Genomic DNA, 13,295 nt, shown 5'->3' on the forward strand with positions numbered 1-13,295 from the left:
GACCTTACTGATCCGTTGCCGGTACGCCGGAATCGGCGCCCTCGGCTTCCTTGAGCAGCACATCCACGTCGAAGCAGGTACGCGCGCCGGTGTGGCAGGCGGCGCCGACCTGGTCGACCTTGACGAGCACGGTGTCGGCGTCGCAGTCCAGGGCCACGGACTTGACCCACTGGAAGTGGCCCGAGGTGTCGCCCTTGACCCAGTACTCCCGGCGGCTGCGCGACCAGTAGGTGCAGCGGCCGGTGGTGAGCGTGCGATGCAACGCCTCGTCGTCCATCCAGCCGAGCATCAGCACCTCTCCGGTGTCGTACTGCTGGGCGATGGCGGGCAGGAGCCCGTCCGCGCTGCGCTTGAGGCGCGCGGCGATCTCGGGGTCCAGCCGACTGGGCTGACGGGGCGTGCTCGTGGTCATGCCTGCCATTGTGCCGCCTGCCACTGACAGTGACGGCCCCATGTCCATTGGATGGATAGGGCGGCGCGCAGCGCCACGATGAGGGGCGGTGGCCGGGCGACGGGTGGGCGGACCAGTTACGTGGTCGTAGGCTGACTGCATGTCGACCTTCGCCAAGCGTGAACGACTTCTTCTGGCCGACCTCTTGGAGGCCGAGGGCCCGGACGCCCCCACTCTCTGCGAGGGCTGGACGACCCGTGATCTCGCCGCGCACGTGGTGGTGCGTGAGCGCCGCCCCGACGCTGCCGCCGGCATTCTGCTCAAGCAGCTCGCGCCACGCCTGGACAGGGCGATGGAGGAGTTCGCGGCGAAGCCGTACGAGGAGCTGATCCAGCTCATCCGCACCGGCCCGCCGCGCTTCTCGCCGTTCCAGCTCAAGCAGATCGACGAGTTGTCGAACACGGTCGAGTTCTACGTCCACACGGAGGACATCCGCCGCGCCCAGCCGGACTGGACGCCGCGAGAACTCGACCCGGTCTTCCAGGACGCCCTCTGGTCCCGTCTGGAGCGCTCCGCCCGCCTGATGGGCCGCGGCGCCCCCACGGGCCTGGTGCTGCGCCGCCCCGACGGCCAGACGGCGGTCGCCCACCGGGGCACGCCGGTCGTCACGGTGACCGGCGAGCCGTCGGAGCTGCTGCTGTTCTCCTACGGCCGTCAGAGCGCCGCCAAGGTCGAACTGGACGGCGACAAGGACGCGATCTCGAAGCTGCACGAGGGCAAGCAACTGGGGATCTGAGAGGTCACTTCGGGAGTTCGGCGCGGCGCAGGCCGGGCACGCACAGGGCGATCACTCCGCCCAGCCCGCACACCGCCGCGCTGACCACGAAGACCGGGCCGGTGCCCCAGGCACCGATGGCGGCGGCGGACAGGGGCATGCTGAGCGGCGCGAAACCGAGGCTGACCAGCCCGGAGACGGCGGTGACCCGGCCCAGGTAGGCGGCGTCGGCCTGGGTCTGCAGCAGGGCGCCGCACATGGCGCCGCTGAGCCCGGCGAGCAGCCCGATGAGCAGGGCGACCCCGACGGCCGCGGCCACGCCGGGCACGAAGGCGAGGGCGCCGATCGCGACCGACCCGGCGAGGATCGCGTACCCCGCCACCTGCCCGGCGTGCGGCAGGCGTCCGCGCATGGTCAGCAGCAGGGACGCGGCGCCCGCGCCGACGCCGAAACCGGCGAGTACCCAGCCCATTCCGGAGGCACCCCAGCCCCGCTCGTCGGCGAGCAGAGTGAGGCCGACGTTGAGCGGGCCGACGAAGCCGAGGTCGCCGAGGGCGATGGCCAGCATCAGCGGAGCGAGCACCCGGTGGCGGCGGATGTAGTCGAGGCCGGCCAGCAGGTCGCGCCAGGCGGTGCCGCCCTGTGCGGCCGCCTTGTCGTCGGCGGGCAGCTCCCGCACCCGCACGGAGACCAGCAGCGGCACCGACACCGCGATGAGCAGCCCGGCGAGGCCGAACGCGGCCGCCGCGCCCCCGACCGCGACCCCGAGACCGCCGAGCGGACCGCCGACGACGCTGGCGAAACGGATCCCGAGGCCCCGCATGCCCTGCACGCGCGCGAGCTGGTCGCGTGTCGTCACGCGCGCGGGGAGCGCGCCCACGGCCGGCATGAACACGGCGTCGACGGTGCCGAAGACCAGGGCGAGCGCGGCCAGCGGCCACAGGCCCGGGGTGGTGAAGAACAGCAGCCCCGCCACCGCGAGGACGGCCGCGCACCGCACCGCGTCGCTGCCGATGACGACCCTGCGCGGCCCGAGCCGGTCGGCGATCACTCCCCCGCCCAGCATCAGCAGGGCCCGCGGCAGGGCGCTCACCGCCATGACCACTCCGGCCTGGGACGGCGAACCGGCCTGGACGGCCGCCCAGGACAGGGCGATGTAGTAGACGCTGTCGCCGATCATGGAGGAGGTGTAGGCGGCGAGCCAGCGCAGGACGTTGGGGTCGCGGTGGGCGGGTCTGTCGACGACGTCGGTCGCGGCTATGAGCGTGGCGGTCACGGTAGGGGTTTCCTCTCTCAGACGCGGAACGGGAAGCCGTACAGGTGCAGGGCGACGTTCTCGCGCCCTTCGGTCTCGCCGGCGGCCTCACGGGCGCGCCCCTGCTCGTCGTACCTCTTGAGCACGTCGTGCAGGTCCTTCTTCAGCTCGGCCAGTTCGCCGGCCGTGAGTCGCAGCAGCGACTCGGAGTCGTATGCGGCCGCGCTCCACTCCGGGCCCCAGTGGGCGCGCTCGTCGAGGTAGGTGCGGTACATCTCGGAGCGCTGTTCCTGGAAGAGCCGCGACGCCGCGAGGTGGGCGGCCACCTTCTCGGGGGCGCCCTGGAAGTCCTTGTCGCGGACGGTGACGCCCTGCGAGGCCGGCTGCCACCAGCGCTCCCGGGCGTCGCCGCTGCGCGGTTCGGCCTCCTCGACGAGGCCGTGCTCGGCGAGCTTGCGCAGGTGGTAACTGACCAGGGACACGGCTTCGTCCACCTGCTCGGCGAGCTGCGAGGCGGTCGCCGCCTCGGCCACGAACAGCAGGCGGTAGAGCTTCATGCGCAGCGGGTGCGCCAGGGCTTTGAGCGTGCCCAGGTCGGTGATCTGGCGGTTCTCCTTGCTTGCCATGACCCCCACCGTAGATACGAAAGAAAACTTGCGCAATATATTTTGCGCAACTTCTCTTTCGTATCTGCACATGAGAAAGCCCCGGCCTGTTCGACCGGGGCTCGGCTCGGGCTCCTCCTCAGCGGACCCGGTGGCCCGCCTCCCGCAACGCCTGCTTCACCTCGCCGATCCGCAGATCCCCGAAGTGGAACACCGACGCCGCGAGCACCGCGTCCGCGCCCGCCTCGACGGCCGGCGCGAAGTCGGCGAGCTTGCCGGCGCCGCCGGAGGCGATGACGGGGACGGTCACGTGCTTGCGCACCGCCTCGATCATCTCGATGTCGTAGCCGTCTTTGGTGCCGTCCGCGTCCATCGAGTTGAGCAGGATCTCGCCCGCGCCCAGCTCGGCGGCCCGGTGCGCCCACTCGACGGCGTCGATGCCGGTGCCCTTGCGGCCGCCGTGGGTGGTGACCTCGAAGGTGCCCTCCGGAGTGCGCCGCGCGTCCACCGACAGCACCAGCACCTGCCGCCCGAAGCGCTCGGCGATCTCGCGGATCAGGTCCGGGCGGGCGATCGCGGCGGTGTTCACGCCCACCTTGTCGGCACCGGCCCGCAGCAGCTTGTCCACGTCCTCGGCCGTGCGGACGCCGCCGCCGACCGTCAGCGGGATGAACACCTGCTCGGCGGTCCGGCGCACCACGTCGTACGTGGTCTCGCGGTTGCCCGACGAAGCGGTGATGTCCAGGAACGTCAGCTCGTCGGCGCCCTCGGCGTCGTACACCTTGGCCATTTCGACGGGGTCGCCCGCGTCGCGCAGGTTCTGGAAGTTGACGCCCTTGACGACCCGGCCGTTGTCCACGTCCAGGCAGGGGATGACTCGGACCGCCAGGGTCATGAAACCGGCTCCTCTAACGTCCTCTGAATGCTTCTATTTCCACTTCGACCAGGATGCGCGAGTCCACGAAACCCTCCACGACGAGCAACGTCGTGACCGGGCGCACCGTGTCGAAGAACTCCTTGTGGGCCCGGCCCACGGCGTCCACGTCCCGCGCGTGGGTCAGGTACATCCTGGTACGGATCACGGACTCGACGCCGAGTCCGAACTCGCCGAGTGCCTCCACCGCGCTGGTGAAGGCCACCTTGGCCTGCTCGTACGGGTCGCCCTCGCCGTACAGGATGTCGCCCTTGAAGGAGGTCGTACCCCCCACCAGGACGCGGTCCCCCGCCGCGACGGCACGTGCGAAACCGAAGGACTCTTCCCAGGGACTTCCGCTCTGCACGCGCCGCACGGCATCGGACGTCATGACGACACAGCCTCCAAGGCCTCTTCCAGGGTGAACGCCTTCGCGTACAGGGCCTTCCCGACGATGGAGCCCTCGACACCGAGCGGCACCAGCTCGGCGATGGCCCGCAGGTCGTCCAGGGACGAGACACCGCCGGAGGCGACCACCGGGCGGTCCGTCGCCGCGCAGACGTTCTTCAGCAGCTCCAGGTTCGGGCCCTGGAGCGTGCCGTCCTTGGCGATGTCCGTGACGACGTAGCGGGCGCAGCCCTCGCTGTTGAGGCGCTCCAGGGTCTCGTAGAGGTCGCCGCCGTCGCGGGTCCAGCCGCGGCCGCGCAGGGTCGTGCCGCGTACGTCGAGGCCGACGGCGATCTTGTCGCCGTGCTCGGCGATGACCTTGGCGACCCACTCGGGGGTCTCCAGGGCGGCCGTACCGAGGTTCACGCGCGTGCAGCCGGTGGCGAGCGCGGCGGCCAGGGAGGCGTCGTCGCGGATGCCGCCGGACAGCTCCACCTTGATGTCCATCGCCTTCGCGACCTCGGCGATCAGCTCACGGTTGTCGCCGGTGCCGAAGGCGGCGTCCAGGTCGACCAGGTGCAGCCACTCGGCGCCGGACCGCTGCCAGGCGAGGGCGGCCTCCAGGGGGGAGCCGTACGACGTCTCCGTGCCGGACTCGCCGTGCACGAGGCGGACGGCCTGGCCGTCGCGGACGTCGACGGCGGGGAGGAGTTCGAGCTTGGCCATGTCTCTACAGGGTTCCGATCCAGTTGGTGAGCAGCTGCGCTCCGGCGTCGCCGGACTTCTCGGGGTGGAACTGCGTGGCCCACAGGGCGCCGTTCTCCACGGCGGCCACGAAGGGCTTGCCATGCGTCGACCAGGTGACCTTGGGAGCCTGCATCAGCGGGTTGTGCACCTCCAGGGCCCAGTCGTGGACCGCGTAGGAGTGCACGAAGTAGAAGCGCGCGTCCGCGTCCAGACCGGCGAACAGCTCGGTGCCGGCCGCCACGTCCACGGTGTTCCAGCCCATGTGGGGCACGATGTCGGCCTGCAGCGGCTCGACCGAGCCGGGCCACTCGCCGAGGCCCTCGGTCTCGACGCCGTGCTCGATGCCCCGCGCGAAGAGGATCTGCATGCCGACGCAGATGCCCATCACCGGGCGCCCGCCGGCCAGCCGCCGCTCGACGACCCAGTCGCCGCGCGCCTCCGTCAGACCCTGCATGCAGGCCGCGAAGGCACCGACGCCGGGCACCAGCAGGCCGTCGGCGTTCATGGCCTTGTCGAAGTCACGCGTGATCTCGACATCGGCTCCCGCGCGCGCGAGGGCGCGTTCGGCGGAGCGGACGTTGCCGAAGCCGTAGTCGAAGACCACGACCTTCTTCGAGACGGTGCTCATCAGTTCCACACCTCCAGCCTCAGGATGCCCGCGACGAGACACATCGCGGCGCCGATCGACAGCAGCACGATGAGGCTCCTCGGCATCTGCTGCTTGGCGAAGGAGATGATCCCGCCGACGAGGAAGAGACCCACGACGATCAGGACCGTGGACAGGCCGTTCACAGCGCGCCCTTCGTGGAGGGCAGGATGCCGGCCGCGCGCGGGTCGCGCTCGGAGGCGTACCGCAGGGCCCGGGCCAGCGCCTTGAACTGGCACTCCACGATGTGGTGGGCGTTGCGCCCGTACGGCACGTGCACGTGCAGCGCGATCTGGGCCTGGGCGACGAAGGACTCCAGGATGTGCCGGGTCATCGTGGTGTCGTACTCGCCGATCATCGGCGCCATGTTCTCGGGCTCGGTGTGCACGAGGTAGGGGCGGCCGGACAGGTCGACGGTGACCTGGGCGAGGGACTCGTCCAGCGGGACCGTGCAGTTGCCGAATCGATAAATCCCCACCTTGTCGCCGAGCGCCTGCTTGAAGGCGGCGCCCAGCGCGAGGGCGGTGTCCTCGATGGTGTGGTGCGAGTCGATGTGCAGGTCACCCTCGGTCTTCACGGTCAGGTCGAACAGACCGTGCCGGCCGAGCTGGTCGAGCATGTGGTCGTAGAAACCGACGCCGGTCGACACATCGACCTTGCCACTGCCGTCGAGATCGATCTCGACGAGCACCGAGGTCTCCTTGGTGACTCGCTCCACGCGTCCTACGCGGTTCATGCGCTCTGCTCCTTCTTCAGTTCACGTACCGCGTCGAGGAACGCGTCGTTCTCCTGCGGGGTTCCGGCACTGACCCGCAGCCACCCCGGAATGCCGTTGTCCCGGACCAGCACACCCCGGTCGAGGATCTTCTGCCAGGCGGTGTGGGAGTCCTCGAACAACCCGAACTGCACGAAGTTCGCGTCGGACTCCACGACCGCGTATCCGGCCGCCCGCAACTCGCTCACCAGCCGGTCCCGCTCCGACTTCAGCTGCTCGACGTACTTGAGCAGCGTGTCGGTGTGCTCCAGGGCGGCCAGGGCGGTCGCCTGGGTGACGGCCGACAGGTGGTACGGCAGCCGTACGAGCTGGACGGCGTCCACCACGGCCGGGTGCGCGGCGAGATAGCCGAGGCGCAGGCCGGCCGCGCCGAAGGCCTTCGACATCGTCCGGGAGACGACGAGATTCGGCCGACCTTCGAGCAGCGGCAGCAGCGAGTCGCCGTGGCTGAACTCGATGTACGCCTCGTCGACCACGACCATCGACGGCTTGGCCGCCTGCGCTGCCTCGTACAGCGCGAGGACCGTCTCGGGCGGAACCGCGTTGCCCGTGGGGTTGTTGGGCGTGGTGATGAACACGACGTCCGGCCGGTTCTCGGCGATCGCCTTCTCGGCGGCCACGAGGTCGATCGTGAAGTCCTCGTTGCGGGGACCGGAGATCCAGCCCGTGCCGGTGCCGCGCGAGATGAGCCCGTGCATCGAGTACGACGGCTCGAAGCCGATCGCCGTACGGCCCGGTCCGCCGAAGGTCTGCAGCAGCTGCTGGATGACCTCGTTGGAGCCGTTGGCCGCCCAGACGTTCGCGAGGCCCACCTCGTGACCGGACGTGTCCGTCAGGTACTTGGCGAGCTGGGTGCGCAGCTCGACCGCGTCCCGGTCGGGGTAGCGGTTGAGGTTGCGGGCCGCCTCGCGGACGCGCTCGGCGATGCGCTCGACCAGCGGCTCGGGCAGCGGGTAGGGGTTCTCGTTGGTGTTCAGCCGTACGGGGACGTCCAACTGGGGCGCGCCGTAGGGGGACTTTCCGCGCAGCTCGTCCCGTACGGGGAGATCGTCGATCCTCACGTCGCTCACTTGCTCTCGGGCACCTTCCAACCGAACCTCGCCTTGATCGCCGCGCCGTGCGCGGGCAGGTCCTCCGCCTCCGCCAGCGTGACCACGTGATGCGCGACGTCGGCCAGCGCGTCCTTCGTGTAGTCGACGATGTGGATGCCCCGGAGGAAGGACTGCACGGACAGCCCGGAGGAGTGGCAGGCGCAGCCGCCGGTCGGCAGCACGTGGTTGGACCCTGCGGCGTAGTCGCCGAGCGAGACCGGTGCCCAGGGGCCGATGAAGATCGCGCCGGCGTTGCGCACCCGGTCGGCCACGGCGGCCGCGTCGGCGGTCTGGATCTCCAGGTGCTCGGCGCCGTACGCGTCGACGACCCGCAGGCCCTCGTCGATGCCGTCGACGAGGACGATCGCGGACTGCTTGCCCTTGAGGGCCGGGACGATCCGGTCGTCGATGTGCTTGCTGGCCGCGACCTGCGGCTCCAGCTCCTTCTCCACCGCGTCCGCGAGCTCGACGGAGTCGGTGACGAGGACGGCGGCGGCGAGCGGGTCGTGCTCGGCCTGGCTGATCAGGTCGGAGGCGACGTGCACCGGGTCGGCGGTGGAGTCGGCCAGGATCGCGATCTCGGTCGGGCCCGCCTCGGCGTCGATGCCGATCTTGCCCGTGAAGTAGCGCTTGGCGGCGGCGACCCAGATGTTGCCGGGGCCGGTGACCATGTTGGTGGGCGCGCAGGACTCGGTGCCGTACGCGAACATCGCGACGGCCGTGGCGCCGCCGGCGGCGTACACCTCGTCGACGCCGAGCAGCGCGCACGCGGCGAGGATCGTCGGGTGCGGGAGGCCGCCGAAGTCGGCCTGCGCCGGGGAGGCGAGGGCGAGGGACTCGACGCCGGCCTCCTGGGCCGGGACGACGTTCATGATCACGGAGGACGGGTAGACGGCCCGCCCGCCGGGCGCGTACAGCCCGACCCGGTCGACCGGCACCCACTTCTCGGTGACCGAGCCGCCGGGCACGACCTGGGTGGTGTGCGTCGTACGGCGCTGTTCGCGGTGGACGAGACGCGCGCGCCGGATGGACTCCTCCAGGGCCGCGCGCACGGCCGGGTCGAGCTCCTCCAACGCGCGCGTGAGCGCCGCGGCCGGCACCCGCACCTGGTCGAGCCTGACCCCGTCGAACTTCTCGGCGAAGTCGATCAGCGCCGCGTCGCCCCGATGATGCACGGCCTCGCAGATCGGACGCACCTTCTCCAGGGCGGTCGATACGTCGAAGTCGGCTCGGGGCAGCAGGTCGCGCAGGGCGGGGCCCTCGGGAAGGGCGTCGCCGCGCAGATCGATTCGGGAGATCACGGGCTCAATTCTCTCAGACCCGGGTCGCGAGCCGTCCGCGCATTCCAATGGCTGATACGCGGCGCCGCAGGAACCCGGAAGATCCCCTTCACGTCTAGCGTTCGGGGCGTTACTCAGCGGGCATGAACGGTTGTACGAAGGCAAATGACCCGCGAGTAGCCGGGGAGGAAGGAAAAGTTGTGACCGAGGGGGCCGGCATCCCGGACGGGGACGGGGACCTGCCGGACGGACTGACCGCTGCCGAGGCAGGCATGTGGCAGGCCTTCCGCAACGGCAGCGTGTACGACCTGAGCAATGGCGACACGGTCGTCGACGATCCGCACGGCGGGCATCCGTGGGGAGAGGAGCGGACCGTACGCGCGCGGATCATCTGCTGGCTGCTGCTGGACGGACCGCCGGCCCTCGCGGGCCGGGTGTCCTCGCTGAAGCTGGTCGGCGTGCGGATCAGCGACACGATGGACCTCGCGGGCGGCACGGTGGTGCCGTACGTCGAGATGCGCGGCTGCCGCTTCGACCGGGAGATCCGGCTGCCGGAGGCCCACCTCACGACCGTACGGCTGGTGGACTGCTCGGTACCGCGCCTGGAGGCGGCCCGCGTGCACACCGAGGGCGACCTGCATCTGCCGCGCTGCCGCTTCCACAACGGCATCCGGCTCACCGACGCGCAGATCGGCACGGATCTGCTGCTCAACCAGGCGATCGTGTACCGCGACCGCAGCGGCCGCTCGATCGCCGCGGACGGCATCAGCGTCGGCCAGGACCTGCAGGCCGAGATGCTGGAGTCGCACGGCGAGCTGAGCCTGCGCGGCGCCAGCATCGGCGTGTCGCTCAGCCTGCGGGGCGCGCGGCTGGTCAACCCGTACACCCGGCTCGCGCTGAACGCCCCCCAGCTGACCGTCGGGCGCACGCTGTATCTGACCCCGGCGGGCGTCGGCAGTCCGCTGCTGAGCGGCCGCACCCCCGCGCGCGGGACGCGCATCCAGCGGTTCGCCTGCCAGGGCGGGGTGCGGCTGGACGACGGGCGGTTCGGGGACGCGGTCGACCTGGAGCGGGCCCGGTTCACCTTCAGTGACGAGCAGGGGCTGTCCCTGCGCCGCATCCAGACGCCCGAGCTGCGCTTCCTCGGGGAGCGGCCGGAGCGCGGCCGGGTGGTGCTGTCGGGGGCGCGGGTCGTCAACCTGATGGACCGGGCCGACGCCTGGCCGGGCCCGGGCCTGCTGCACATGGGCGGCTTCACCTACGAGAACCTCGTGCCGCGCGGCCCGTTCCCGCTGGAACGACGGCTGGAGTGGGTGGCCGCGGCGACCGCCGAGTACAACCCGGAGCCGTACGAGCTGCTGGCCACCGTCCTGCGCAACGGCGGTGAGGACGAGGACGCGCGCGAGGTGCTGCTCGCCAAGCAGCGCCGGCGCCGCGAGACGCTGCCGCCCGCGGCCAAGCTGTGGGGGTACGCGCAGGACTGGATGGTCGCCTACGGCTATCGGCCGGGCCGCGCCGCCGTGTGGATGGCGGTGCTGTGGGCGGCGAGTTCGGTGGCCTTCGTGTACGCCGACCCTCCGCCCCTGAAGGGCGGCGAGCATCCGACCTGGAGCCCGGCCCTGTTCGCCCTGGACCTGCTGCTGCCGGTCATCGACCTGGGCCAGGTCGGGTTCTGGCAGCTGAGCGGCGCCTGGCAGTGGCTGGCCGCGGCGATGATCCTGCTGGGCTGGATCCTGGCGACGACGGTGGCGGCGGGGGCGACACGCACGCTGCGGCGGAGCTGACACGGCTGAGGTGAATGCCGGACTGTTGTTGAACAGTTGACCTTTACCCGTTCTTGACCGATCCGTGTACAACTTTCCGCGGGTTGCCCGTTCCCTCTGGCGCGGGCGCGACCAGCGGACTTTCAATGGTCGACACCATGGCTCTGCCGCTCCCGTTCGGCCGTGCGTCCCGGCCGACAAGGACCATAGAACACCCCGCCGTCGGGCTCCCCGCCGACGCCGAGGTGCTCCTCGACGCGCCCGACGACCGCCTCGGACCCGCGCTGGTCGCGGCCGGGCAGGGTGCGTACGAGGTCGCCGCGGAGTTGCTCGCGGCCACGCGGCTGAAGGCGCAGTGGGAGCGCCGCGACGGGTATGCCCTGCGCCTGGCCGCCTTCGCGCGCTCGCGGCCGGAGTGGCTGGAGGCCTGGTGCGCGGCCGCACCGCACGATCCGGACGCGCTGCTGGTCCGGGCCCAGCTGGCGGTGGACCGCGCCTGGCAGTCCCCTGCCCGGGCCGAGCTGCTGCGCGGGGTGAGCCCTCTGATCACCGCCGCCGCCCGCGCCGACGACCGCGACCCGGTGCCGTGGCGGATCGCCCTGGACCACGCGCGCGGCTCACGCGCCGGGCACACGTACTTCGGGGAACTGTGGGAGGCGGCACTGCGCCGCGCTCCGCTCCACTACGGCTGCCATGTGGCGGCCCTGCGCTACCTCGCCTCGTCCTGGCACGGCTCCCACCGGGAGTGCCTCGACTTCGCCGACCGGGCCGCGCAGGACGCCCCGGCCGACTCCCTCGTACAGGCGCTGCCGACCCGGGCCGTCCTCGCCTACCTGAACGACGGCTGCGGTCCGGGCGTGCCGCCCGAGCGGCTGGCCACGGCGGCCGACCGCGCGATCGCGCTCTCCGCCCGCTTCCCGGCCGCCGACCTCTGGCCGGCCGCGGTCCGCAACAAGCTGACGTACGTCCTGGTACGGCTGGGCCGCTGGGAGGACGCCCTGGAGCAACTGCGCCTGATCGGCCCGTACGCAACCTCCTTCCCGTGGATCCGGTTCTCGGACGATCCGCTGGGCCGGTTCCTGGAGGTGCGCGACGAAGTGCGACAGCAGACGGCCTCCGCTCCGCCCCGGAGTGAGAGCGCCGGTCATCCACGGAGTGGGCGCGCCGGACGCGTTCACTCCGGCGACCACTAGGCTTTGGCGCCGTGACCGTCCGCCTTCCGCTCTTCCCCCTGAACTCGGTGCTGTTCCCGGGCCTCGTCCTCCCTCTGAACGTCTTCGAGGAGCGCTATCGCGCCATGATGCGCGACCTGCTGAAAACCCCGGAGGAGGAACCGCGCCGTTTCGCCGTCGTGGCGATCCGTGACGGCCACGAGGTGGCCCAGAGCGCTCCCGGCATGCCGGACCCCACCTCCGTCCCCGAGCGCGGCCCGGCGGCGGGCTTCGGCCCGGACCCGCTCAAGGCCTTCCACGGGGTGGGCTGTGTGGCGGACGCCGCGACGATCCGGGAGCGGGCCGACGGCACGTTCGAGGTGCTGGCGACGGGAACGACTCGCGTACGCCTGCTCTCGGTGGACGCGTCCGGCCCGTTCCTGACGGCGGAGCTGGAGGAACTGACGGAGGAGCCGGGCGACGAGGCGGGAGCGCTGGCGGAGGGGGTACTCCGCGCCTTCCGCCAGTACCAGAAGCGCCTGGCGGGCGCCCGCGAACGCTCGCTGTCCAGCACGGCCGACCTCCCCGACCAGCCCTCGGTCGTCTCCTACCTGGTGGCGGCCGCGATGATGCTGGACACCCCGACGAAGCAACGCCTGCTCCAGGCTCCGGACACCGCGTCCCGCCTGCGCGACGAACTGAAACTCCTTCGCACCGAGACCTCGATCCTCCGTACTCTGCCGTCGCTGCCGGCGTCGGACCTGACGCGCGGCCCGACGAGTCTCAACTGACATACGACCTCTGGGGAACCGGCCACCATGGCGAAGAAGTCGAAGAAGAACCAGCAACAATCGGGCGGCACCCCTGCGACAGTGGCGCTGTCGGCCGCGGGCGTCGAGTACACGATCCACGCCTACGACCACGACCCCTCCCACCCTTCCTACGGCGAGGAGGCGGCGGAGGCAATGGGCGTCTCCCCGGACAGGGTCTTCAAGACACTAGTGGCGGACGTGGACGGCACCCTCACCGTGGCGGTGGTCCCGGTGGCGGGCCAACTGGACCTCAAGGCCCTGGCGTCGGCGGTCGGCGGCAAGCGCGCAGCCATGGCCGACCCCGCCCTGGCCGAACGCACCACGGGCTACGTCCGGGGCGGCATCTCCCCGTTGGGCCAGCGCAAGAAACTCCCGACGGTCCTGGACGCCTCGGCCTCCGCCCACCCGACCATCTGCATCTCGGCGGGCCGCCGCGGCCTCGAGGTCGAACTCTCCCCCGACGACCTGACCAAGCTCACGAACGCGACCCTGGCCCCCATCGGACGTGCGTGACCCCTCGACGAACCCGGTCCCCTCGGTTAAGTACGAGGGACATGTCGAAGAAAACGCGGAAACGCAAGTGGCGCACCAAGAAGGGCCGCTCGAACCACGGACACCGCCCGGCGTAAACACCAACAGGTCCAGAGGGCTGCGGATCAGTCCAGATCTTGCAGCCCGCCCGCCAAGCGGCGCCTCCCGAGGCC

General features: G+C 71.2%; 16 protein-coding genes. 5 read left to right on the forward strand and 11 right to left on the reverse strand.

All coding sequences use genetic code 11. The features are described from left to right. Positions 1 to 4: 4 nt before the first annotated feature. A complete protein-coding gene (gene hisI, locus ADL12_RS35365; RefSeq protein ID WP_062710118.1) occupies positions 5 to 421 on the reverse strand; it encodes a phosphoribosyl-AMP cyclohydrolase in 417 nt (138 codons plus the stop codon). 130 nt (positions 422 to 551) lie between these two features. On the opposite strand from hisI, the gene ADL12_RS35370 reads away from it, so the two are divergent. Next, positions 552 to 1,187, forward strand: a complete 636-nt coding sequence (locus ADL12_RS35370) for a TIGR03085 family metal-binding protein (RefSeq protein ID WP_062710121.1) — start codon at positions 552 to 554, stop codon at positions 1,185 to 1,187. A gap of 4 nt (positions 1,188 to 1,191) precedes the next feature. Here the strand turns inward: ADL12_RS35370 and ADL12_RS35375 are convergent, their stop codons facing one another. From ADL12_RS35375 to hisD, 10 genes are all read right to left on the reverse strand, one after another. Next, positions 1,192 to 2,442 (reverse strand): MFS transporter, encoded by a 1,251-nt coding sequence (locus tag ADL12_RS35375; protein WP_062710124.1) that lies wholly within the window; start codon positions 2,440 to 2,442, stop codon positions 1,192 to 1,194. 17 nt (positions 2,443 to 2,459) lie between these two features. After that, positions 2,460 to 3,047, reverse strand: a complete 588-nt coding sequence (locus ADL12_RS35380; protein WP_062710126.1) for an ArsR/SmtB family transcription factor — start codon at positions 3,045 to 3,047, stop codon at positions 2,460 to 2,462. A gap of 118 nt (positions 3,048 to 3,165) precedes the next feature. Next, the gene (gene hisF / locus ADL12_RS35385) at positions 3,166 to 3,921 is read right to left on the reverse strand and encodes an imidazole glycerol phosphate synthase subunit HisF (protein ID WP_062710129.1); all 756 of its coding nucleotides are present in this window, start codon (positions 3,919 to 3,921) and stop codon (positions 3,166 to 3,168) included. 13 nt (positions 3,922 to 3,934) lie between these two features. Next, positions 3,935 to 4,330, reverse strand: a complete 396-nt coding sequence (locus ADL12_RS35390) for a RidA family protein (RefSeq protein ID WP_062710132.1) — start codon at positions 4,328 to 4,330, stop codon at positions 3,935 to 3,937. Beyond that, positions 4,327 to 5,052, reverse strand: a complete 726-nt coding sequence (gene priA / locus ADL12_RS35395; RefSeq protein ID WP_062710134.1) for a bifunctional 1-(5-phosphoribosyl)-5-((5-phosphoribosylamino)methylideneamino)imidazole-4-carboxamide isomerase/phosphoribosylanthranilate isomerase PriA — start codon at positions 5,050 to 5,052, stop codon at positions 4,327 to 4,329. Before priA ends, ADL12_RS35390 begins: the two co-directional genes overlap by 4 nt. A 4-nt stretch (positions 5,053 to 5,056) precedes the next feature. Further along, positions 5,057 to 5,701, reverse strand: a complete 645-nt coding sequence (gene hisH / locus ADL12_RS35400) for an imidazole glycerol phosphate synthase subunit HisH (RefSeq protein ID WP_062710138.1) — start codon at positions 5,699 to 5,701, stop codon at positions 5,057 to 5,059. Next, the gene (locus tag ADL12_RS55155) at positions 5,701 to 5,865 is read right to left on the reverse strand and encodes a hypothetical protein (RefSeq protein ID WP_062710143.1); all 165 of its coding nucleotides are present in this window, start codon (positions 5,863 to 5,865) and stop codon (positions 5,701 to 5,703) included. The genes hisH and ADL12_RS55155 overlap by 1 nt, the downstream gene beginning before the upstream one ends. Beyond that, positions 5,862 to 6,455 (reverse strand): imidazoleglycerol-phosphate dehydratase HisB, encoded by a 594-nt coding sequence (gene hisB / locus ADL12_RS35410; protein WP_015661105.1) that lies wholly within the window; start codon positions 6,453 to 6,455, stop codon positions 5,862 to 5,864. The genes ADL12_RS55155 and hisB overlap by 4 nt, the downstream gene beginning before the upstream one ends. Beyond that, entirely contained in the window at positions 6,452 to 7,564 is a 1,113-nt protein-coding gene (locus tag ADL12_RS35415) for a histidinol-phosphate transaminase (protein ID WP_062710146.1), read from the reverse strand. The genes hisB and ADL12_RS35415 overlap by 4 nt, the downstream gene beginning before the upstream one ends. Continuing rightward, positions 7,561 to 8,886 carry a histidinol dehydrogenase gene (hisD, locus tag ADL12_RS35420; RefSeq protein WP_062710149.1) on the reverse strand — a complete coding sequence of 442 codons (1,326 nt, stop codon included), beginning with the start codon at positions 8,884 to 8,886 and terminating at the stop codon, positions 7,561 to 7,563. The genes ADL12_RS35415 and hisD overlap by 4 nt, the downstream gene beginning before the upstream one ends. A gap of 179 nt (positions 8,887 to 9,065) precedes the next feature. On the opposite strand from hisD, the gene ADL12_RS35425 reads away from it, so the two are divergent. From ADL12_RS35425 to ybaK, 4 genes are all read left to right on the forward strand, one after another. Beyond that, the gene (locus tag ADL12_RS35425) at positions 9,066 to 10,649 is read left to right on the forward strand and encodes a hypothetical protein (protein ID WP_062710152.1); all 1,584 of its coding nucleotides are present in this window, start codon (positions 9,066 to 9,068) and stop codon (positions 10,647 to 10,649) included. 125 nt (positions 10,650 to 10,774) lie between these two features. Next, the gene (locus ADL12_RS35430) at positions 10,775 to 11,821 is read left to right on the forward strand and encodes a hypothetical protein (RefSeq protein ID WP_062710155.1); all 1,047 of its coding nucleotides are present in this window, start codon (positions 10,775 to 10,777) and stop codon (positions 11,819 to 11,821) included. Between the two features lie 11 nt (positions 11,822 to 11,832). Beyond that, positions 11,833 to 12,570: an LON peptidase substrate-binding domain-containing protein gene (locus ADL12_RS35435; protein ID WP_062710159.1), complete on the forward strand. Its 738-nt coding sequence runs from the start codon at positions 11,833 to 11,835 to the stop codon at positions 12,568 to 12,570. Positions 12,571 to 12,597: 27 nt separating this feature from the next. Continuing rightward, positions 12,598 to 13,104 carry a Cys-tRNA(Pro) deacylase gene (ybaK, locus tag ADL12_RS35440; RefSeq protein WP_062710162.1) on the forward strand — a complete coding sequence of 169 codons (507 nt, stop codon included), beginning with the start codon at positions 12,598 to 12,600 and terminating at the stop codon, positions 13,102 to 13,104. Positions 13,105 to 13,295: the final 191 nt, after the last annotated feature.

It is taken from the genome of Streptomyces regalis (assembly GCF_001509475.1).
GTDB classification, from domain to species: Bacteria; Actinomycetota; Actinomycetes; order Streptomycetales; family Streptomycetaceae; genus Streptomyces; species Streptomyces regalis.